Annotated in this window: 17 protein-coding genes and 1 pseudogene; 6 read left to right on the top strand and 12 right to left on the bottom strand. The window is 69.3% G+C overall.

Features of this window, described 5'->3' with window-relative positions; translation table 11 throughout:
• Positions 1-84: 84 nt before the first annotated feature.
• From F1D61_RS23010 to coxB, 10 genes and pseudogenes are all read right to left on the bottom strand, one after another.
• Positions 85-1134, bottom strand: coding sequence for a hypothetical protein (locus tag F1D61_RS23010; protein WP_246775484.1), 1050 nt, complete (start codon positions 1132-1134; stop codon positions 85-87).
• Positions 1135-1158: 24 nt separating this feature from the next.
• A pseudogene (locus F1D61_RS23005) lies at positions 1159-4141 on the bottom strand (transglycosylase domain-containing protein).
• A gap of 89 nt (positions 4142-4230) precedes the next feature.
• Complete coding sequence (locus F1D61_RS23000) at positions 4231-5022, bottom strand: SURF1 family protein (protein WP_203154415.1); 792 nt, start codon at positions 5020-5022, stop codon at positions 4231-4233.
• Positions 5023-5027: 5 nt separating this feature from the next.
• On the bottom strand, positions 5028-5396 hold the full coding sequence (locus tag F1D61_RS22995) for a DUF983 domain-containing protein (protein ID WP_203154414.1): 369 nt from the start codon (positions 5394-5396) through the stop codon (positions 5028-5030).
• Between the two features lie 112 nt (positions 5397-5508).
• Positions 5509-6369, bottom strand: a complete 861-nt coding sequence (locus F1D61_RS22990) for a cytochrome c oxidase subunit 3 (RefSeq protein WP_203154413.1) — start codon at positions 6367-6369, stop codon at positions 5509-5511.
• A gap of 160 nt (positions 6370-6529) precedes the next feature.
• Positions 6530-7162, bottom strand: coding sequence for a cytochrome c oxidase assembly protein (locus F1D61_RS22985; RefSeq protein WP_203154412.1), 633 nt, complete (start codon positions 7160-7162; stop codon positions 6530-6532).
• Positions 7163-7184: 22 nt separating this feature from the next.
• Positions 7185-7340: a hypothetical protein gene (locus F1D61_RS22980; RefSeq protein WP_203154411.1), complete on the bottom strand. Its 156-nt coding sequence runs from the start codon at positions 7338-7340 to the stop codon at positions 7185-7187.
• A gap of 28 nt (positions 7341-7368) precedes the next feature.
• Positions 7369-8319, bottom strand: a complete 951-nt coding sequence (locus F1D61_RS22975; protein ID WP_203159222.1) for a heme o synthase — start codon at positions 8317-8319, stop codon at positions 7369-7371.
• Between the two features lie 138 nt (positions 8320-8457).
• Positions 8458-10086 (bottom strand): cytochrome c oxidase subunit I, encoded by a 1629-nt coding sequence (ctaD, locus tag F1D61_RS22970; RefSeq protein ID WP_203154410.1) that lies wholly within the window; start codon positions 10084-10086, stop codon positions 8458-8460.
• A 106-nt stretch (positions 10087-10192) separates the two neighbouring features.
• The gene (gene coxB, locus F1D61_RS22965; protein WP_246775483.1) at positions 10193-11065 is read right to left on the bottom strand and encodes a cytochrome c oxidase subunit II; all 873 of its coding nucleotides are present in this window, start codon (positions 11063-11065) and stop codon (positions 10193-10195) included.
• Between the two features lie 301 nt (positions 11066-11366).
• On the opposite strand from coxB, the gene F1D61_RS22960 reads away from it, so the two are divergent.
• The 6 genes from F1D61_RS22960 (at position 11367) to F1D61_RS22935 (ending at position 18746) form a co-directional block, all read left to right on the top strand.
• The gene (locus tag F1D61_RS22960; RefSeq protein WP_203154409.1) at positions 11367-12275 is read left to right on the top strand and encodes a LysR family transcriptional regulator; all 909 of its coding nucleotides are present in this window, start codon (positions 11367-11369) and stop codon (positions 12273-12275) included.
• Between the two features lie 432 nt (positions 12276-12707).
• Positions 12708-13205, top strand: coding sequence for a formate dehydrogenase subunit gamma (locus tag F1D61_RS22955; protein WP_432443168.1), 498 nt, complete (start codon positions 12708-12710; stop codon positions 13203-13205).
• Positions 13202-14764: a formate dehydrogenase beta subunit gene (locus tag F1D61_RS22950; protein WP_203154407.1), complete on the top strand. Its 1563-nt coding sequence runs from the start codon at positions 13202-13204 to the stop codon at positions 14762-14764. The genes F1D61_RS22955 and F1D61_RS22950 overlap by 4 nt, the downstream gene beginning before the upstream one ends.
• A gap of 11 nt (positions 14765-14775) precedes the next feature.
• Entirely contained in the window at positions 14776-17637 is a 2862-nt protein-coding gene (gene fdhF / locus F1D61_RS22945; RefSeq protein WP_203154406.1) for a formate dehydrogenase subunit alpha, read from the top strand.
• Positions 17624-18445, top strand: a complete 822-nt coding sequence (gene fdhD / locus F1D61_RS22940; RefSeq protein ID WP_246775482.1) for a formate dehydrogenase accessory sulfurtransferase FdhD — start codon at positions 17624-17626, stop codon at positions 18443-18445. The genes fdhF and fdhD overlap by 14 nt, the downstream gene beginning before the upstream one ends.
• A gap of 10 nt (positions 18446-18455) precedes the next feature.
• Positions 18456-18746 (top strand): formate dehydrogenase subunit delta, encoded by a 291-nt coding sequence (locus tag F1D61_RS22935; protein WP_203154404.1) that lies wholly within the window; start codon positions 18456-18458, stop codon positions 18744-18746.
• Positions 18747-18770: 24 nt separating this feature from the next.
• Here the strand turns inward: F1D61_RS22935 and F1D61_RS22930 are convergent, their stop codons facing one another.
• Entirely contained in the window at positions 18771-20399 is a 1629-nt protein-coding gene (locus F1D61_RS22930; protein ID WP_203154403.1) for a pilus assembly protein TadG-related protein, read from the bottom strand.
• Positions 20396-20953 carry a TadE/TadG family type IV pilus assembly protein gene (locus tag F1D61_RS22925; RefSeq protein WP_203154402.1) on the bottom strand — a complete coding sequence of 186 codons (558 nt, stop codon included), beginning with the start codon at positions 20951-20953 and terminating at the stop codon, positions 20396-20398. The genes F1D61_RS22930 and F1D61_RS22925 overlap by 4 nt, the downstream gene beginning before the upstream one ends.
• Positions 20954-21093: the final 140 nt, after the last annotated feature.

Below are 21093 nucleotides of genomic sequence, written 5' to 3'. Positions count from 1 at the left end.
CTCCGCTTTCGCGGCTCCGGAATGACGAAGAGGCTGTCGAGGCTGTCGAGACAGTCAGACGGCCTCTGTGAAGCGGGTCATCTCTTATTCCTTCGCCAGCGCATCCGCGAACGCGGCGATCCGGTTGCGCGCATAGGTCGGCAGGCCGGCGCTGATCGAGGTGCCGGTGTTGAACGAGGAATTGCCCATCAGCACCTGGGCCGGCAGCAGGTTGCGCAGCACCGGGACGCGCTCGTATTCCTTCTTGCGGTCGAGCACGTCGGCCTTGATGCCGAGCGTCATGTAGGCGGTGACGACCGTCTTGTTCGGGTCGCCCGCCACCGGCTGCATCACCGCCAGGAACTTGCCGAAGCGCAGGATCTGGTTGACCCAGAAGATGTTCTGCTCCATCGCGCCCGCCACCGGCGCCTCGATCTTGGTGAGCTGCACGAGCTTCCCCGCCTCGTCCGGCGGCAGCACCCGCAACTCGCTCTGGAACGAGACGAACTCGGCGATCTTCTTGCCCCCGTCCTCCAGCTTGTTGGCGAGCTTGACCCCGAGCGGCAGCTTGCCCTCGAGGTCGTAGCGCGACTCGATGCAGGTCGTGTCGGGGGCCTCGCACCACGGCCGGTCGGGCCGGCGGGCGAAGGCGGCGGCCGGGTCCTTGGTCGGGGTGGCGTCCGCGGGGCTCAAGGGCTTGTGCTTGATCGCCGGGTCCATCCGCGACAGGAACGGGATCGTGGCGAAGCGCTTCAGGTTGATGCGGTCGGCGGCCCGCGGCACGATGAACCGCGCCTCGGCGACGTAGACCTTCAGCGCCTCGTGCCGGGGCTTCGACACCCCGTTCACCGTCTGGACGTAGTCCGGTTCGGCATAGGCCGGATGCGGCGCGAGCAGCGCCTTCTGGGCCGGGCTGCGCTTGCCCCATTCGGTGAACGGAACGAGCCCGCTTTCCGGGCTCGCCGGATTGTCGCGGTGATCGGTGAACGCGATGGTGTTCGGCGCGATCCCCGCCGGATCGAGGCCGGTCACCGCCGGCACGTCCTTGGTGCGGTACTCGGCGAGGGCAGGGGAGACCGCGAGCGTCGACGCCGCGAGCGTCGCGGCACGAACGAGCGGAAAGAGGCGCGGGCGCGCCGTCAGGCTGTCACGCACAGGGTTCGTCCTGGTTGGTTCGGGTCAGTAGGTCGGGTCTTCGCCGAACGGGTAGTCGGGGTCGCGCCGGCGCGGCCGGCGGACGACCTCGTCGTCGTCGCCGAAGGGCGAGCGGCTGCGGGCTCCGGGCCAGTACGGCTCGGGTGCCGGAACCGGCTGGGCCCGGCGGGCGTAAGGTTGCGGCTCGGGTCGGCCGAAGAGGGAGCCGAACGGGTCGTAGCGGTCGGAATCCGGCGCCTCGTCGGCCGGGGCGCGGCCGGGATTCTCACCGTCCATGGCATCGCCGTCCTGCTCGCTGTCCGGCCGCATCGCGTAGATCTGCTCCTGCGGCACCAGCTTGAAGCGGGTCTCGGCGAGGCGCCCATCCACCGAGAGGCGGAAATGCTCCATGAAGCCGCCGCCGGCGACGCGCTGGCCCGAGCGCAGGTCGATGGCGGCATCGGCGATCAGGGGCTTGGCCGCCGCGCTCGGGCCGGACAACGGCGTCTTCGCCACCCCGTTGGCCCAGGCGGCCTGGAGCACCTGGGAAAAGATCGGCACGCCGAGATGGCCGCCGGTCTGGCCGCGGCCCAGCGTCCGGCGCTTGCCGTCGGCATTGTCGTAGCCGACCCAGACCACGATGCTGACCTCGTTGGTGAAGCCGGAGAACCAGGCGTCGTTCTCGTCCTCCGACGTGCCGGTCTTGCCGGCGACGTAGGGCGAGAACCGGGCGAGCGCGGCGGCCGTGCCGCGCTGGGTGACGCCCTGGAGGATGCTTTTGAGTTGGTAGAACGCCACCCGGTCGGCCGAGCCGATGCGGGCGAGCGGCCGATCGGCGTGCTGGTAGAGCACCTTGTCGCCCTGCGTCACGCTCTCCAGGCCGTAGGGCGAGGGCCGCTCGCCCTCGTTGGCGATGGCCGCGTAGAAGGCCGCGAGGTCGATCATCCGCACCGGCTGGGCGCCGAGCACGAACGGATAGTAGCGCTCGCACTCGGCATAGAGCTGGGCTTCGAGCGCGATGTCGCAGACCTTCTGCAGGCTCGCCGGCGCCTTCTCGGCGATGCCGCCGCGCAGGAGCTGGGCGGTGACGAGGTTCTTCGAATGCTCCAGGCCGCGGCGCAGGGTAGTCGGGCCGGAGCCGCCGCCCTCGTAGTTCTTCGGCGACCAGGAATCGCCGACCCCGCCGATCGGCGGCAGGGTGACGCGGGCATCCATCACCAGGGTGTTGGGCTGGAGGCCGGCATTGAGGGCGGCGAGATAGGTGAGGGGCTTCAGCGTCGAGCCGGGCTGGCGCACGCTCTGCGTCACCCGGTTGAGCTGGCTCAACGGATACGAGAAGCCGCCTGCCATGGCGAGGATGCGCCCGGTGCGGTTCTCCAGCACCAGGACCGCGCCCTGGACCTGCGGACGGATGCGCAGCTCGGCCCGGGGGGCGCCCTTGCCCTCCCACAGCTTCACCCGCACCACGTCGTAGGGGAGAGCCGGCCGCGGGCGGCGCCCGGGTTCAGGCTCGCGACCCGCCCGTCGGCGAGGCCAACGCGGGCGCCGTCCCGGCCGCCGGTGGAGAGCACGATCGCGGCCGGCCAATGCACGTCGTAGAGCGGCAGGCGCGCGGTCTCCAGCGCCCGCTGCCAGGCGGGCTTGGGCCCGGCGGGCTTTGCGACCTTGGGCGGCTTCTGGCCCTTCCTGCCCTTCGGGCGGGCTCCGGCGCCGGGGTGGGGGCCGGCTCGGGGGCGGGCGCGGCGGCCTCGATCCGGCGCACGGCATCGGACAGGTTCGCCTCCGGCCCCTCGTAGCGGGCGCGGCCCGTCGAGGCCTCGTAGCGCGACAGGCTTTCCTGGAGGATGCTTTCGGTCGCCTCCTGAAGCCCGGCATTGAGGGTCGAGCGCACCGTGTAGGCGCCGGCGGTCAGCGAATCGAGGCCGGCGAGCGTCCGCGCCTCGCGGGTGAGGTGATCGACGAAGTGGAAGCCCGCATCCTGGCGAAGCCGCTCCAGGGGCGCGAGGCCCAAGGGGGCGGCCAGGGCCGTGGTCATCTCGGCTTCCGTGATCGCGCCCTCCTCCTTCATGCGGGTAAGGACGTAGGCGCGCCGCTCCCGCGCCCGCTCGGGATAGCGGTCGGGATTGTAGAAGTTCGGGCCCTTCGGCATCCCGCCGAGCAGCCCCGCCTCGGCGACGGTCAGGTCCTTGACGGATTTGCCGAAATAGCTGCGCGAGGCCATCTCGATGCCGTAGGCGCCGCGGCCGAGATAGATCCCGTTGAGGTAGAGGCCGAGGATCTCGGGCTTCGTCATCACCCGCTCGGCCCGGGCCGCGACGATCATCTCGCGGATCTTGCGCTCGTAGGTGACGTCGTCGCCGACCGACAGGTTCTTCACCACCTGCTGGGTGATGGTCGAGCCGCCCTGCGGCCGCCCCGGCGATGCGAGGTTGCCGATGAAGGCGCGGATCACCCCGCGCTCGTCGATGCCGTGATGGGTGAGGAAGCGCTTGTCCTCGGCCGCGATGAAGGCCTTCTGGACCAGCGGCGGAATCTCGCCGATCGGCACCGCGATCCGCCGCCCGTTGGGCTCGAAGGTCTCCGAGAAGCGGTTGCCGCGGCCGTCGAGGATCGTGGTCGCGCCGGGCAGGCGCAGGGTCTTGAGGGCGTTGGCGTCCGGCAGGTCGGTGACCGCCTTGTTGTAGAACTCGATCACGTCCCGCGCCACGAAGGGCGAGTTCGCCGGGTTCTCGCCCTTGCAGAACTGCTTGTAGCTCGTGTTGAGCTCACCGATGTCGAGGCCGTGCAGCAGCTTCGACTCGCCGGCGACCGCCTTGGGATCCTCCATGGCCGTCGAGATCAGGTCGTCGAGGTTGATGTCCTCGATGTCGAAGGCCTTGCGCATGTGGGCGCAGCCGTCGCGCAGGAGCTGCACCACCTGCGGCCCGTCCTTGGCCGGATCGAACTGGGTCCGGATCGCGTCGGGACGGGTGGTGACCTGACTGAGCGTCAGGGCCGTGGCGAACAGCTTGATGAGGATCGCGTTCATCGATGACCAGAAGGCCGGGGGCGCCGGCACGGGAAGCCCGGCGAGTACGCGCCCGGCGGGATGAACCGAGCCTGGACAACGCGGCTGTTTTAAGGACGCGGCGGGGACGCGGCCGATGCCGGGGCACTCTCCACAGCCTCGCCCCGCAGGCGCCGCAGGGTGAAGGCAACGAAGACGCCGACGAGGCAGAGCGCGAGGCCGAACCACGTGAAGGCGTATTGCAGGTGGTTGTTCGGCAGGTCGGCCCGCAACTGCCCGCCCTTCGGCCAGCCGCCGGGATTGGGCGTCGCATCGGCCTCGATGAGGTAGGGGGCGACGCCGGCCAGGCCCTTCGCCGCCGCGATCCCCGCGACGTCGCGGTTGAACCACTCGCCGGTCTGCGGGTTCGGCGCCGGCACGAACAGGGCCCTCGCCTCGCTCTGGCGCAGCATGCCGGTCACGGTGGTCTCACCCTCGACCTGGCCCGCGGCGCGGCGGGCGACATCCTTCAGCTCGGTCGGCACGAAGCCGCGATTGACCAGCACCACCCGGCCGTCGTCGAGGCGCAGCGGGGTGACCACGTAATAGCCCTGGAGCGCGCGGCCGGGCGTGTCGCCTGGCGCCAGCCCGTGGACCAGCGTCTCCTTGTCGTTGAGGAGGCGGCCGGTGGCGCGCACCCGCTCGAACTCGTCCCGCGCCGGGTCGAACCGGTCGGAGGCCGGAAGCGGCGCCGGCGGCTCGATGCGCGAGCGGGCGACGATCCGGTCGATCAGCGCCTCCTTCCAGGCCTTGCGCTCGAGCTGCCAGACGCCGAGGCCGATCAGGATGACGAGGCACGCGAGACTGGCGAGGGCCGGGGCGATGAGGTCGCGGAGGGCGGCGCGCCGTTCCGCCGGGCTCATCGCCGTCACCGGAAGCGGCCCTGCGCGGCCTTGTTGGAATATTGCAGCGCCGCCATCATGCCCTTGAGCGGGCGGACGAGCAGCAGGCTCAGGACGATCGAGAGTGGCGCCCAGAGCAGGGCGTGGACCCACATCGGCGGCTCGTAGGCGAACTCCACCCACATCGCCAGCGCCACCACGACGATGCCGACGATCGACATCACGAAGAAGGCCGGGCCGTCGGCGGAATCGATGAAGCGGAAATCGAGGCCGCAGACCTCGCAGGACGGGCGGAAGCTGAGGAAGCCCTTGAACAGGTGCCCCTCGCCGCAGCGCGGGCAGCGGCCGCGCAGGCCCACGGTCGCCGGTGAATCGACGGTGCGGTTGTGCTCCATGGGGCCTGCTCCTGGACGTATTCGTGCGGTGAACCCGATCTGGTCCCTGCACGCCATAAGAAAAAGGGCGGCTCGCGCCGCCCTCTCATGTTCCTGACGCAGCGGGCCGCGGTCAGTGCGCGGCGGCGTGGCCGACGCCCGAGCCCCAGACGTAGATGGCGGCGAAGAGGAACAGCCACACCACGTCGACGAAGTGCCAGTACCAGGCGGCGAATTCGAAGCCGAGGTGCTGCCTCGGCGTGAACTGGCCGAGATAGAGCCGGTACAGGCAGACCGCGAGGAAGATCGTGCCGATGATGACGTGGGCGCCGTGGAAGCCGGTCGCCATGAAGAAGGTGGCCGAGTAGATGCTGCCCGAGAAGCCGAAATGGGCGTGACCGTACTCGTAGGCCTGGACGAAGGAGAACAGCACGCCGAGGGCGATGGTCAGCCACAGGCCGTACTTCATCCCCTTGCGGTCGCCGTTCAGGAGAGCGTGGTGGGCCCAGGTGATCGTGGTGCCCGAGGTGAGCAGGATCAGGGTGTTGAGCAGCGGCAGGTGCCAGGGGTCGAAGGCCTCGACGCCCTTCGGCGGCCACAGGCCTCCGGTGAACTCGACCCGCGAGGCCTGGATCGGGTCGGCGGTGTAGAGCGCCGCCTCGAAATAGGCCCAGAACCAGGCGACGAAGAACATCACCTCGGAGGCGATGAACATGATCATGCCGTAGCGGTGCGACAGCTGCACCACCCGGGTGTGGTCGCCCGTGTTGGCCTCGTGGGCGACGTCCCGCCACCAGCTGAGCATGGTGTAGAGCACGCCGAGCAGGCCTGCGAAGAACACGTAGGGACCGAGCGCCATGTTGGCGACGGTCAGGCTCTTCATCCACAGGACGGCGCCCGTCGTCATCACGAAGCCGCTCATCGAGCCGATGAGCGGCCACGGGCTCGGATTGACGAGGTGGTAGTCGTGGTGCTTCCCGTGCGCCTCGGCCATCGTGTCGGGTCTCCTGCCTGGTCTCGAACCGGTCGCGCCCCGCGCCGGCCGTGGATCTTGGTGTTCGGGAGGCGGCTCGTTCCCCCGGCGCCGCGGCGTCCCCCGCCATCGGCCTTCCACGGTCACGCTTTAATGCCGCCCGAGCGGGGTTGTCACCTCGTCAATTGGCCTTGGTCCCCACCGGCGTCGCGAGCGCCGCCTGCGGCTGGCCGTTCTTCGACGCGAAATAGGTGTAGGACAGGGTCATCTCGGTGAGGTCGCGGGTGTTCGAATCGGCCTTGATGCCGGGCTCGACGTAGAACACCACCGGGAAGTCCATGGTCTCGCCGGGCTGCAGCGTCTGCTCGTTGAAGCAGAAGCACTGCACCTTGACGAAATAGCCTCCGGTCAGCCCGGGCTGGAGGTTGAAGGTCGCGATGCCGGTGCTCGGCACCGTTCCGGTGTTCGTCACCCGGAAGAACACCGTCTGGGTCGCGCCGAGCTGGGCCTCGACCTGCGGCGTCTCCGCCACGAAGCGCCAGGGAAGGCCGGGCGCGACGTTGGTGTCGAAATGCACCACCATCCTGTCCTGGCTCGCCGGACCGGAGGCGGCGGCGCCCCGGAGCGGCGTGCCGTCATAGCCGGTCGCCTTGCAGAACAGGTCGTAGAGCGGCACGAAGGCGAAGGCGAGCGCCGTCATCCCGATCACGAGCCCGAGGCAGGCGAGCGCCGTGTTGCGGGCCTTCTTCTGCAACGCCTTCTGCGTCTCTTGCTGCGTCGTCTCTTGCTGCGTCTCTTGGCGGGACACGGTCATGACGGGTTCGCCTCGCGGATCGTCACAGCGGCCGGTTGAGGACCTGGGGGCCGAGCTTGGCGATCGTCAGCACGTAGAAGATCAGGACCAGGGCGGCGAGCACCATCGCGATCGCGATGGAGCGCTTGCGCCGGCGCTGGACCTCGTCGGGGGTGAGTTGCTGGGGCACCGGACTCATCACTGCGTCGACCTGAGGGGAGGGTGTTTCAGCCGAAGACCGGCCGGAACAGCCCGAGGCCCTGTTCCGCCAGCAGGGCGGAGAAGAGCAGGAACAGGTAGAGGATCGAGAAGGCGAACAGGCTCATCGCCGCCTTGTTGGCCGCCTCGCCCTCGCGCCGGCGCAGCACCTGGACGCTCAGGCCCACCATGGCCAGCCCACCGACGAGGCCGACGAGGCCGTAGAGCAGGCCGCCGAAGCCGAGGAAGACCGGGGCGAGGCCGAGCGGGGCCAGCAGCACCGAATAGGCGAGGATCTGGCGGCGGGTGGAATCGGGACCGGCGGTGTTCGGCATCATCGGGATGCCGGCGCGGGCGTATTCGCCGGCCTTGACCAGGGCCAGCGCCCAGAAATGCGGCGGGGTCCAGATGAAGATGATCAGGAACAGGACCGTGCCCTCGATCCCGATCGAGCCGGTGACCACCGCCTGGCCGATCATCGGCGGCAGGGCGCCGGCGGCCCCGCCGATCACGATGTTCTGCGCCGTCGAGCGCTTCAGCCACATCGAGTAGATCACGGCGTAGAACACGATGGTGAAGGCGAGCAGCCCCGCCGACAGCCAGTTCGCCGCCAGGCCCAGCACCAGCACCGAGCCGACCGACAGGGTGAGCCCGAAGGACAGGGCCTCGTTCGGCTGGATCCGCCCGGCCGGGATCGGCCGGGTGCGGGTGCGGGTCATCACCGCGTCGATGTCGGCGTCCCACCACATGTTGAGGCAGCCCGAGGCGCCGGCCCCGACGGCGATCATCAGGAGCGAGATCGCGCCGATCACCGGGTTCACGTGCGACGGCGTCACCGTCATGCCGACGAGGGCGGTGAAGATCACCAGCGCCATCACCCGGGGCTTCAGGAGCGCGAAGTAATCCGCGACCTCGCCGCCGGAGGTGGACGCCTCGACGAAGGGACGGTCGGAGATCGCAGAGTTCGACAGGGTGGTCATGCTGGGTGTCGCGGCCATCGTGGGAAGGTTTCGCGGGTGAAGGGCTCAGGCTTTCGCGCTCCTCGCCGGAGCGCCCACGTCGGGGCGCTCGGGGAAGGAGCAGGGGGCCGCCGCGCGGGCGGCCCCCTGTCGATCCGGTCAGTGGGCGTGGGACGGCTCGTCCACGATCACCGGCAGGGTCTCGTACTGGTGGAAGGGCGGGGGCGAGGTCAGGGTCCACTCGAGCGTGGTGGCACCCTCACCCCACGGGTTGTCCGCGGCCCGCTCCTTGGAGCGGAAGGCGAGCACCACGCCGATGATGAACACGACCATGCCCAGCGCGAAGATGTGACCGCCCATGGTGGCCACCCAGTGCCAGCCCGCGAAGGCCTCCGGATAGTCGGCATAGCGACGCGGCATGCCGGCGAGGCCGAGGAAGTGCATCGGGAAGAACAGCACGTTGGCGCCGATGAAGGCGAGCCAGAAGTGCAGCTTGCCGGCCCATTCGGGGATGATGCGGCCGGTCATCTTCGGGAACCAGTAGTAGATGCCGGCGAAGATGATGAACACCGCGCCGAGCGACAGCACGTAGTGGAAGTGCGCGACGACGTAGTAGGTGTCGTGCAGGTAGCGGTCGACGGCGGCGTTGGCCAGGATCACGCCGGTGACGCCGCCGACGGTGAACAGGAACACGAAGCCGACGGCCCAGTGCATGGCGGCGGTGAAGCGGATCGAGCCGCCCCACATCGTGGCGATCCAGGAGAAGATCTTCACGCCGGTGGGCACCGCGATCACCATGGTGGCGAACACGAAGTAGGATTGAGTCTGGAGCGTGAGGCCGACCGTGTACATGTGGTGGGCCCACACCACGAAGCCGACGACGCCGATCGCCACCATCGCGTAGGCCATCGCCAGGTAGCCGAACACGGGCTTCCGCGAGAAGGTCGAGATGATGTGCGAGACGATGCCGAAGGCCGGCAGGATCATGATGTAGACTTCGGGGTGGCCGAAGAACCAGAACAGGTGCTGGTACAGGATCGGGTCACCGCCGCCGGCCGGGTCGAAGAAGGTCGTGCCGAAGTTGCGGTCGGTCAGCAGCATGGTGATCGCGCCGGCCAGAACGGGCAACGACAGCAGCAGCAGGAAGGCGGTCACCAGCATCGACCAGGCGAACAGCGGCATCTTGTGCAGGGTCATGCCCGGCGCGCGCATGTTCAGGATGGTGGTGATGAAGTTGATGGCGCCGAGGATCGAGCCCGCGCCCGACAGGTGCAGGGCGAAGATCGCGAAGTCGACGGCCGGGCCGGGATGGCCGGCGGTGGAGAGCGGCGGGTAGACGGTCCAGCCGGTGCCGGCGCCGACCGCGCCGGGCGCGCCCTCGACGAACAGCGAGCAGACGAGGCTCATGAAGCCCGCGACCGTCAGCCAGAACGAGATGTTGTTCATGCGCGGGAACGCCATGTCCGGCGCGCCGATCATCAGCGGCACGAACCAGTTGCCGAACCCGCCGATGAGGGCCGGCATCACCATGAAGAACACCATGATGAGGCCGTGCCCGGTCACGAACACGTTGTAGGTCTGCGGGTTGGAGAAGTACTGCAGGCCGGGGGCCTCCATCTCCATCCGGATGCCGAAGGACAGGAACGCGCCGACGATGCCCGCCGAGAAGGCGAACAGCAGGTAGAGCGTGCCGATGTCCTTGTGGTTGGTCGAGTTGAACCAGCGCGTGAAGAACGGTGGCGTATGGTCGTGGGCGTGGTCGTGCCCTGCCGTGACGGCTTGAGCCATGGGGTCAGCCTCTTCGAGGAATGTCTCGGTCGGTCTGTCGAAAGGGGCGGGGCGCGCCGGCGGCGGCGCCCCGCATCATGAAATCAGTCGGCGTTCGCGAAGCGGGTTACTTCGCTTCGGCAAACTTAGGCCCGCCGTCGGTGCGGGCGAACTTGGTCTTGGCCTCGGCGGTCCAGGCCTGGAAGGCCTGCTCGCTCACCACCTTCACGGTGATCGGCATGTAGGCGTGGCGCTGGCCGCACAGCTCGGAGCACTGGCCGTGATAGACGCCCTCGCGGTCGGCCTTGAACCAGAACTGGTTGAGGCGGCCGGGGATCGCGTCGATCTTGAAGCCGAAGGACGGCATCGCCCAGGAATGCATCACGTCGGCGGCGGTGACCTGGATCTTCACGATCTTGTTCACCGGCACCACCATCTCGTTGTCGGTGGCGAGCAGCTTGGGCTGGCCGGACTTCACCTGGTCGTCGCCCTCGAGGAGGTTGGCGTCGAACTTGAAGCCGCCGACGGCCTCCGGGTACTCGTAGGACCAGTACCAGGCGTGACCGATGACCTTGACCATCAGGTCGGCCTTCGGGTCGGAGAGCTGCGTGCGCAGCACCCGGAAGGACGGGATCGCGATCGCCACCAGGATCAGCACCGGAACGATCGTCCAGGCGACCTCGAGCATCGTGTTGTGCGTCGTGCGCGACGGGGTCGGGTTCTTCTTTTCGTTGAACTTGACCACCACCGCGATCAGCAGGGCGAGCACGAACAGGACGACGACCAGCATGATCCAGTTCAGGAGGTGGTGGAAATTGTAGATCTCCGTCGCCACCTCGGTCACGGGCTTCTGCAGGTCCATCTGCCACGGCACCGGCTGGCCGATGCCCGCCGCCGACACGGTCGTGGCGGTGCCGAGGAACCCGGTCGTCGCCAGCGCCGCTGCGCCTCCCCAGAAGCCCCGGCTCAACCGCCGTCCTTGCGCCCTCGCCATCCGCATGGTGCCCTCAATGCTCCCCAACAGGCTGTCTGCCGGCAACGGCTGCCCGCGCGGCGGGAGCGCCGTCCTGTCTCGGCCTTCAGGTACCGGCCTGCCGCCCTGCGGCCGGAAACCGGCCCAGACCCGGTCAGGCGTCTCTCACCACAATGCCGCCGCAAGCGCAACGGCGTTGGCGTCGCATCGGTGTCGGGAATTCGCTTGTGGGCACTGGACATTCGTCGTGATGCTCGAATGATTCCGCAAAACCGCGCCCCGCGATCCGGGGCCATTTCGGATCGCCGGATGTGACCTTGCCCCTTCGATGATCGACCGTCTCGAGTTCATCCTGGCGCTCGCCCGCGAGCAGCATTTCGGCCGCGCCGCCCAGGCCTGCGGGGTGTCGCAGCAGACCCTGTCGGCGGGGGTGAAGCAGCTCGAGGAACGGCTGGGTGTGCTTCTCGTGCAACGCGGGTCGCGCTTCCAGGGCTTCACCCCGGAGGGCGAGCGGGTGCTCGACTGGGCCCGGCGCATCGTCGGCGATACCCGCGCCATGCGCCAGGAGGTGGCGGCCCTGCGCCGCGGCCTCTCGGGCACGCTCCGGATGGCGGCGGTGCCGACCGCGACCCCGATGGTGGCGGCGCTCACCACCCCGTTCCGCGCCCGCCACCCGGCGGTACGCTTCTCGGTGCAATCCGCGACCTCGCACGAGATCATCCGCCAGATCGCGAATCTCGAGCTCGATGCCGGGCTGACCTACATCGAGGACGAGCCCCTGGGCCGCGTCACGGCGCTCCCGCTCTACCGCGAGCATTACCGCCTGCTGACCGCCGCCGACGGGATCTATGGCGGGCGCCAGAGCGTGACCTGGGCCGAGGTCGGGCGCATCCCGCTCTGCCTCCTGACGCCGGCGATGCAGAACCGCCGCATCATCGACCGCCATCTGCGCGCCGCCGGCGCCGAGCCGGCACCGCTGCTCGAATCGAACTCGATGATCGTGCTCGTCACCCACGTGCGCACCGCCAAATGGGCCAGCATCATGCCGGCGGCGCTCGCCGAGACCTTCCGGCTCACCGAGCGGGTGCGGGCGGTGCCGATCACCGAGCCGGATGTCAGCCACATGATCGGCCTCGTGGTCCCCGAGCGCGATCCGATGACCCCGCTCGTCGCCGCCTTCCTGGCCGAGGCGCGGGCGATCGCGCCGGACCTGGCCGCCGAGGTGGCGGCGCTCTGAGGCCGCCCGGTCCCCCCCATTGGATCGGGAAAAGCGAACCAAATTGCTTTCTCGTCCAAGGGGGAGCTGCGGAACGACGACAGCGCCTCGCGTCCCGCCGGATAGTCGATCGCGCCCCGGTGCATCGAAGCGAGTGCGTCCACGGCAAGGACGGGCCTTCGCCTTCGCTGCGTCAGCCGCAAGCATCCAGCGGAAATACGCCAGGATTCATCGCCGCTTGCCCGGTGTCGTGCGTTCCCGTCCCGCCGGTCGACGGTGAGGCGGCGCCGCGAAGTCTCTCGACCTCCGGGCGGCGCTCGTTCGTCCTTTCTCGTTCGTGAATGCCGGGTTTGACAAAAATTCCTTGTCGTCCCACCGAACCGTGCGCTTGATCCGATGGCCTCGACCGACCAGGCTGCACCCTAGAACGACAACGATCTGGGTTGGAAACCGATGTCGGGCCGAGACCTTGGCCGAGTGAGCGGATACGAGTCCTGGGACGCCGAGCGGGCGGCCGGGATCATCGCCGGCCATGCGCACCGCGAGGGTGCGACCCTGCCGATCCTGCACGCCTTGCAGGAGACCTTCGGCTACGTCGATACCGCGGCGGTGCCGCTGATCGCCGAGGCGCTGAACCTGTCGCGGGCGGAAGTCCACGGCTGCCTCACCTTCTACCACGACTTCCGCAAGGAGCCGGCGGGCCGCCACACCGTGAAGCTGTGCCGGGCCGAGGCCTGCCAGGCGGTGGGGGCCGACGCGCTCCACGAGGACGTGCTGCGCCGCTACGACGTCGCCTGGCACGGCACCACCCGGGACGGGCAGGTGACGGTGGAGCCGGTCTTCTGCCTCGGGCTCTGCGCCTGCGGCCCGGCCGCGCTCGTCGACGGCGAGCCGGTCGGCCGCCTCGATCTCGACACCCTGGCGGATGCGCTGACGGAGCGGGCCGCGTGAGCATCAGATTCTATCTTCCGAAGGACGCCGCGAGCCTCGCTCTCGGCGCCGACCGCGTCGCCAGGGCGCTGACCCGCGCCGCCGCCGCCCGCGGCCTCGACGCGACGCTGGTCCGTACCGGCTCGCGCGGCATGCTGTGGCTGGAGCCGATGCTCGAGGTCGAGACGCCGGAGGGGCGCATCGCCTACGGGCCGGTGCGCCCGGGCGACATCGAATCCCTGCTCGATGCCGGTCTGGCCGAGGGCGGCGCGCACCGCCTGCGCATCGGCCGGCCCGAGGACCAGTCCTATTTCGCCCGCCAGCAGCGCCTGACCTTCGGCCGCTGCGGCGTGATCGATCCGGCCTCGGTCGAGGATTACCGCGCCCATGGCGGCTATCGCGGGCTCGAAGCGGCGCTGGCGGCCGGGCCTGCCGGCACCGTCGAGGCGGTAAAAGCGTCGGGGCTTCGCGGCCGCGGCGGTGCCGGCTTCCCGACCGGCATCAAGTGGAACACGGTGATGCTGGCGCAAGCCGAGCAGAAATACGTGGTCTGCAACGCCGACGAGGGCGACTCGGGCACCTTTGCCGACCGGATGCTGATGGAGGGCGATCCCCTCACGCTCATCGAGGGCATGACCATTGCCGCCGTCGCGGTGGGGGCCACCCGCGGCTACATCTATTGCCGCTCGGAATATCCGCACGCCTTCGCGGCGCTGGAGATCGCCATCGCGGCGGCCGAGCGGGCCGGGTATCTCGGCGCGAACGTGATGGGGTCGGGCCACGCCTTCCACCTGGAAGTGCGGTTGGGCGCCGGCGCCTATATCTGCGGCGAGGAGACCTCGCTATTGGAGAGCCTGGAGGGCAAGCGCGGCCTCGTGCGGGCCAAGCCCCCGATCCCGGCCCTCAAGGGCCTGTTCGGCCAGCCGACGCTGGTCAACAACGTGCTCTCCTTCGCCGCCGTGCCGTGGATCATGGAGCATGGCGGTCCGGCCTATGCCGCCTACGGCATGGGCCGCTCGCTCGGCACCCTGCCGATCCAGCTTGCCGGCAACGTCAAGCGCGGCGGCCTGATCGAGACCGCCTTCGGGCTGACGCTCCGCGAAGTCATCGAGGATTTCGGCGGCGGCACCGCCTCGGGGAGGCCGTTGCGCGCGGTGCAGGTCGGCGGGCCGCTCGGGGCCTACTTTCCGGAGTCGCTCCTCGATACGCCGCTCGACTACGAGGCCTTTGCGGCCAAGAAGGGCCTCTTGGGCCACGGCGGCATCGTGGTGTTCGACGACACCGTCGATCTCGCCCGCCAGGCCCGCTTCGCCTTCGAGTTCTGCGTCGCGGAATCCTGCGGCAAGTGTACGCCGTGCCGGATCGGCGCGGTGCGCGGGCTGGAGACGATCGACAAGGTGCTCGCCGGCGAGTCGCCGCGCGAAAACCTCGCCCTCGTCACCGACCTCTGCGAAGTCATGACCGACGGTTCGCTCTGCGCCATGGGCGGGCTCACGCCCGTCCCGGTGATGAGCGCGCTCACCCATTTCCCGGAAGATTTTTCCGGCCGCGGCGCCAAGCTGCCGCTGGCCGCCGAGTGAGGATGCACGCAATGGCCCTCATCAAGGAAATCGACTACGGCACCCCGATCCGCGTCTCCGACCAGTCGGTGACGCTGACGATCGATGGCCAATCCGTGACGGTGCCCGCCGGCACCTCGGTGATGGCCGCGGCGATGCATGCCGGCACGCAGATCCCGAAGCTCTGCGCCACCGATTCGCTCGAGCCGTTCGGCTCGTGCCGCCTCTGCCTCGTCGAGATCGACGGGCGCCGCGGTACCCCGGCCTCCTGCACGACGCCGGCCGAGAACGGCATGGTGGTGCATACGCAGAGCGACAAGCTCGCGCGCCTGCGCAAGGGGGTGATGGAGCTCTACATCTCCGATCACCCGCTCGACTGCCTGACCTGCTCGGCCAACGGCGATTGCGAGCTGCAGACCCAGGCCGGCACAGTGGGCCTGCGCGAGGTGCGCTACGGCTATGACGGGGCGAACCACGTCTCGAAGAATTCCGAGCTGTACCTGCCGAAGGACGAGTCGAACCCGTACTTCGCCTACGACCCGTCGAAGTGCATCGTCTGCAACCGCTGCGTCCGGGCCTGCGAGGAGGTGCAGGGCACCTTCGCGCTGACCATCGCCGGCCGCGGCTTCGATTCGCGGGTGGCCGCCGGCCCGACCGACTTCTTCAACTCCGAGTGCGTCTCCTGCGGTGCCTGCGTGCAGGCCTGCCCGACGGCGACGCTCCAAGAGAAGTCCGTCATCGCGATGGGCCAGCCGGAGCATTCCAAGGTCACGACCTGCGCCTATTGCGGCGTCGGCTGCGCCTTCAAGGCCGAGATGCAGGGCGACCGGATCGTCCGCATGGTGCCCTACAAGGACGGCAAGGCCAACGAGGGCCATTCCTGCGTCAAGGGCCGCTTCGCCTACGGCTACGCCACCCACAAGGACCGCATCACCAAGCCGATGGTGCGTGACAAGATCACCGATCCCTGGCGCGAGGTGTCCTGGGAGGAGGCGATCCAGCACGCGGCCTCCGCGTTCAAGCGCATCCAGGCGCAGTACGGGCGCGATTCGATCGGCGGCATCACCTCGTCGCGCTGCACCAACGAGGAAGCCTACCTCGTCCAGAAGCTGGTCCGCGCCGGCTTCGGCAACAACAACGTCGATACCTGCGCCCGGGTCTGCCACTCGCCGACCGGCTACGGCCTGATGTCGACGCTCGGCACCTCGGCCGGCACCCAGGACTTCAAGTCGGTCGAAGATTCCGACGTGATCCTGGTGATCGGCGCCAACCCGACCGACGGCCACCCGGTCTTCGGCTCGCGGATGAAGAAGCGCCTTCGCCAGGGCGCCAAGCTGATCGTCATCGATCCGCGCCGGATCGACCTGGTCAAGTCGCCCCACATCAAGGCGACGCACCATCTCCCGGTCAAGCCCGGCGCCAACGTGGCGATGGTCAATGCGCTCGCCCATGTCATCGTGACGGAGGGCCTGATCGACGAGGCTTACGTCCGCGAGCGCTGCGATCTCAAGGATTTCGAGATCTGGGCCCGCTTCATCGCCGACGAGCGCCACGCGCCGGAAGCGGTGCAGGAACTCACCGGCTGCGATCCGGCCGAGGTGCGGGCGGCCGCCCGGCTCTACGCGACCGGCGGCGCGGCGGGCATCTACTATGGCCTCGGCGTCACCGAGCACAGCCAGGGCTCGACCATGGTGATGGGCATGGCGAACCTCGCCATGGCCACCGGCAACATCGGCAAGCCAGGCGCGGGCGTGAACCCGCTGCGGGGCCAGAACAACGTCCAGGGCTCCTGCGACATGGGCTCGTTCCCGCACGAGCTGACCGGCTACCGCCACGTCTCGGACGACGCCACCCGCGAGACCTTCGAGGCCCTGTGGGGCGCCTCGCTGTCGCCCAATCCGGGCCTGCGCATCACCAACATGCTGGACGAGGCCGTCACGGGCACGTTCAAGGGCCTCTACATCCAGGGCGAGGACATCGCCCAGTCCGACCCCGACACGCACCACGTCACCGCCGGCCTGCGCGCCATGGAGTGCATCGTCGTCCAGGACCTGTTCCTGAACGAGACGGCGAAATACGCCCACGTCTTCCTGCCCGGCGCCTCGTTCCTGGAGAAGGACGGCACCTTCACCAATGCCGAGCGGCGGATCAGCCGGGTGCGCCAGGTCATGCCGCCGATGGGCGGCTACGGCGACTGGGAGGGCACGGTGCTGCTCTCCAACGCGCTCGGCTACCCGATGAACTACACCCATCCGTCGCAGATCATGGACGAGATCGCGTCCCTGACCCCGAGCTTCGCCGGCGTGTCCTACGCCAAGCTCGAGGAACTGGGCTCGATCCAGTGGCCCTGCAACGACAAGGCGCCGCAGGGCACGCCGATGATGCATGTCGACCGCTTCGTGCGGGGCCTCGGCCGCTTCATGCTCACCGAGTTCGTGCCGACCGACGAGCGGACGACCCGCAAGTTCCCGCTGGTGCTCACCACCGGCCGGATCCTGTCGCAGTACAATGTCGGGGCGCAGACGCGGCGGACCGCCAACTCGCTGTGGCATCCGGAGGACGTGCTGGAGATCCATCCCTTCGACGCCGAGACCCGCGGCATCGTCGACGGCGACCTCGTCAGCCTGGAGAGCCGGTCCGGCGACATCGCCCTGAAGGCGCGCGTCACCGAGCGGATGCAGCCGGGGGTGGTCTACACCACCTTCCACCACGCCAAGACCGGCGCCAACGTCATCACCACCGACTACTCGGACTGGGCGACCAACTGCCCCGAGTACAAGGTGACGGCGGTGCAGGTTCGGCGTACCAACCGGCCCTCCGATTGGCAGGCCCGGTTCTATGAGGAAGACATCTCCCTCACCCGCATCGCCCAGACCCTCGATGCCGCCGAATAACGGTCTCGCGACCTGTCATCCCGTCCCGATCCGCACCGTCGCCTATGGCCGCGGCGAGGATCGCGACGGGGAGCGGTCGCTCGCCGTCGAGATGCCGGTGAACGTGATCTATGGCGACGTGCCCTACGCCGTCATGATGACGACGCCGGCGGACCTCGCCGACTTCGCCTACGGCTTCAGCCTGACCGAGGGGATCGTGGCGGGAGCCGACGAGATCCGCGGCGCCCGGGTCGAGAACGGGGAAGGGGGCCTGCGCCTCGTCGTCGACCTCGTCCCGGGCCGCCTGCGCGAGCACCTCGCCCGCAAGCGGGCGCTCTCGGGCCGCACCGGCTGCGGCGTCTGCGGCATCGACGATCTGAAGGACATCCCGAAGGCCGACCGCAAGGCGGCGCAGGGTGTCATGGTCTCCCTCTCGGCGGTCGAGCGTGCGGTTCAAGCCCTCGACGACCTCCAGGTGCTCGGCCGCGAGACCCGGGCGGTCCATGCTGCCGCCTGGGCGACCTGCGAGGGTCGCGTCGCGATGGTGCGCGAGGATGTCGGGCGCCACAACGCCCTCGACAAGCTGATCGGCGCGCTCATGCGGGCCGGCACCCGGCCCGAGGACGGTTTCCTCGTCATCACCAGCCGGTGCTCGTTCGAGATGGTCGAGAAGGCCGCGAGCTTCGGCGCGGCCGTGCTGGTGGCGATCTCGGCTCCGACCTCGCTCGCCGTGGAGCGCGCCGCCAAGCACGGCCTGACCCTGGCGGCGATCGCGCGGCGCGACACCGTCACCCTGTTCACCGCGCCCGAGCGCCTGACCGTTCCGTGAGTTGTTTGCAATGAGCGCCGTCGATCCCAGCGAGAAGCTCGTCCGCATGGCGAACCAGATCGCCACCTTCTTCCGTTCCTACCCGGAGGACGAGGCGGTGGCGGGCATCCACAAGCACATCGTGGCCTTCTGGACCCCGCGCATGCGCGAGCAGCTCGCCGCCTATTGCGGCGAGGCCGATCACGGCCTCGATCCCCTGGCGCTGACCGCCCTCCACATCACGCCGAAGGCCCGCAGCCCGATCCCGGACGCCGTGACCGACCCGCACGAGCAGGGCCTGGGGGCGAGCGACGCCGGCTGACGCCGGCATCGCGTCGGCGCGGGGCTACTGAACCAGGACCGCGCCGCCGCACCGGGTGCCCGTGACGGCGACGTCGGCGGAGCCGAGGGTCACGCCCGCAGTTTTCAGGATCGCGAACAGCACGGCATCGATCGGCGCCGCCGCCGCGCCCAGGGTCGCGGAGACCGCACCGCCCAGGTCGAGGATCGTCGGCAGCGCGAGCCCGTTGACCTGCAGGTCGAGATTCGAGAGCAGCGGCCCCGCCAATGACGAGGCGATCGCGTTCGTCGACACCGTCCTGACCCGCCCGGCCCGGATGTCGGCGTCGGAGAAGGTCACGGATTGCGCCGAGGCGCCGAGCGGCACGGCCGCCCGCCCCGTGACCGAGACGAGGGGCGCCTGCAGGATCGTGGCCGGGGCGAGAAGCGGGCGGGACGAGCCGAGGTCGAGCGCGCCGGCCGGAACCTGGCCGATCGCCAGGAAGGCGGCGCCGGTCGTGACGTCGAGCCCGACGCTCCGCTCGCCGGCCGCGTTCCACGGGCAGGCGACCTTCTTGAGAACGGCCCGGGCCGGAGCGAGCTCGACATAGATCGGCAGATAGAGGCTGGTGAGGGCGAGCGGCCCTGGGATCCAGATCTCGACGAGGAGCCGCTCCTGGGCGGTGCTCAGGCTGCCGCCGACGCCCGTGAATCCGGAGGTGCGCCACGCCTCGCCGACGCGTAGCGTGAGCCGGGTGCGCAAGAGGCCCGGGATCGCGGTGCCGAGATCGAGGCTCACCTGGTTCGTCGCATTGGCCAGGAAGGCGGCCCCGGTGATCATCCCGAGGGCGTCGACCCACAGCGCCTCGCCGGCCTGCGCGACGGGAGACGGGCCGAGTTCGCCGGCCGTCAGCAATCCTGCCAGCCGCACCGATGCGCCCGCACCGCTCAGGGCGGCCGTCAGGGTGTTGAGGGCGGCTCGGGAGGCCGCGCTTCCCGGCTCGGAGGCCTGGCCGATCAGCGCCATGACGTCGGCGATCCGCAAGTTGGTCTTCAGGACGTCGTCGTAGGTGGCGGCCTGAAGGCCCAGCCGGGGCGCGGCCCCGCGCAGGAAGGCGAGCGCATCGACCCTCAGATTCGCGAGCGCGCGGTAATCCAGGATCGAGAAGGAAACGGTCGTCCCGAGCAGGCGCGACAGCAGGGCGTTCGCGATCCCGGCATCGACGTCGACGAGGCGCGAGCCGAGGCCGAACGCGGCGAGATCGGCCCGCAGCGCGGTGGCATCGCCCGAGACCGTGAAGCTCTCCGGCCCGCCGACGATCCGGGTGAACGCCGTCCTCACGGTGCTGGCGACGCGGACCCGCGTCGCGTTGGGCGCGGGCCCGGCCGGCGTGAACCGGTCGGCGGCGGGAATCGTGCGATCCGCGACGTAGGTGCCGGTGGCGACGAGCAGGGTTTCCGGGATGCGGTAGCCGTTGTCGGACAGCGAGCGCGAGGCGACGGCGGCGCTGTTGCCGGCCCGGGCCGCCGCGAGGGCGGCGAGATCGACGGCGGACTGGACGCGGCGCTTCTCGAGGTAGACCTGACCGAGATCGATCCCGAGACCGGCAAAGCCGCACAGGAGCGCCATCACGACGCCCACCAGGGGGGCGATCGATCCCGCCTCGTCGGCGCGAAGGCGCCTGGACCCCGTCATAGCCCGCCCCTCCTGATGCTGGCGGAGCGCGACAATGTCTGGGGCATCGGCACGACCTGGGACGGCAGGTTGAGCAAGGTCGTCCTGAGGTCGTACCGCAAGGTCACGGTGAAGAGATCGGGATCGTCGGGATCGGGCTTGGCGTCGACGACGACGGCCGACGGCTGGAGCAGCTGGCTCGACGCAACGCTTCGTTGTGCGGCCAGGGTCGCGAGCGTCGTTCGCTCGGCAGGATCGAGCCCCGCGATGGCGGCCCGCGCCGCATCGCTGGCGGCAGCCTGTAGACTGTGCGAGGCGCCCAGAAAGCTTCCGAATACCATGATGCCGAGCATGATCATCAGGAGAGTGGGGGCGACGATCGCGAACTCGACCGCCGCCGACCCCGATCGATCAGGCGCGAACCTCGCCGGCGAACAGCGCGCGATACGCATGAGCAACCCCGGGTTGATCAACCTGAGATTGATCTGACAGCAAGATCGTTTCTCACATGTTAAATCCAACGCGGAAAACGCGGTGACGACGCCAAAGCCGAAGATCACGGCGCGAAGCGGCAACAGCGACCCTCACAGGGATGCTCGGTGCTGAACATCGGTTACGTCGAACGTGCTAAAACCGATAAACTCGCACTTTGTCGACGAGTTGTCGGATCTGTTCGGATGGCGTGATTGGCCGTATCAATCTTGCAGCCGGCCGT

Source organism: Methylobacterium aquaticum (assembly GCF_016804325.1).
Taxonomy (GTDB): Bacteria; Pseudomonadota; Alphaproteobacteria; order Rhizobiales; family Beijerinckiaceae; genus Methylobacterium; species Methylobacterium aquaticum_C.
The sequence above is the reverse complement of the archived record's forward strand: the minus strand, read 5'-3'. Positions and strand labels throughout refer to the sequence as shown.

Bases quoted from the DNA above. Each gene is read 5' to 3' on its own strand.
- F1D61_RS23000 (WP_203154415.1), bottom strand. From the start codon at position 5,022: ATGAGCCCGGCGGAACGGCGCGCCGCCCTCCGCGACCTCATCGCCCCG.
- F1D61_RS22995 (WP_203154414.1), bottom strand. From the start codon at position 5,396: ATGGAGCACAACCGCACCGTCGATTCACCGGCGACCGTGGGCCTGCGC.
- F1D61_RS22990 (WP_203154413.1), bottom strand. From the start codon at position 6,369: ATGGCCGAGGCGCACGGGAAGCACCACGACTACCACCTCGTCAATCCG.
- F1D61_RS22985 (WP_203154412.1), bottom strand. From the start codon at position 7,162: ATGACCGTGTCCCGCCAAGAGACGCAGCAAGAGACGACGCAGCAAGAG.
- F1D61_RS22980 (WP_203154411.1), bottom strand. From the start codon at position 7,340: ATGAGTCCGGTGCCCCAGCAACTCACCCCCGACGAGGTCCAGCGCCGG.
- F1D61_RS22975 (WP_203159222.1), bottom strand. From the start codon at position 8,319: ATGACCACCCTGTCGAACTCTGCGATCTCCGACCGTCCCTTCGTCGAG.
- ctaD (WP_203154410.1), bottom strand. From the start codon at position 10,086: ATGGCTCAAGCCGTCACGGCAGGGCACGACCACGCCCACGACCATACG.
- coxB (WP_246775483.1), bottom strand. From the start codon at position 11,065: ATGCGGATGGCGAGGGCGCAAGGACGGCGGTTGAGCCGGGGCTTCTGG.
- F1D61_RS22960 (WP_203154409.1), top strand. From the start codon at position 11,367: ATGATCGACCGTCTCGAGTTCATCCTGGCGCTCGCCCGCGAGCAGCAT.
- F1D61_RS22955 (WP_432443168.1), top strand. From the start codon at position 12,708: ATGTCGGGCCGAGACCTTGGCCGAGTGAGCGGATACGAGTCCTGGGAC.
- fdhF (WP_203154406.1), top strand. From the start codon at position 14,776: ATGGCCCTCATCAAGGAAATCGACTACGGCACCCCGATCCGCGTCTCC.
- fdhD (WP_246775482.1), top strand. From the start codon at position 17,624: ATGCCGCCGAATAACGGTCTCGCGACCTGTCATCCCGTCCCGATCCGC.
- F1D61_RS22935 (WP_203154404.1), top strand. From the start codon at position 18,456: ATGAGCGCCGTCGATCCCAGCGAGAAGCTCGTCCGCATGGCGAACCAG.
- F1D61_RS22930 (WP_203154403.1), bottom strand. From the start codon at position 20,399: ATGACGGGGTCCAGGCGCCTTCGCGCCGACGAGGCGGGATCGATCGCC.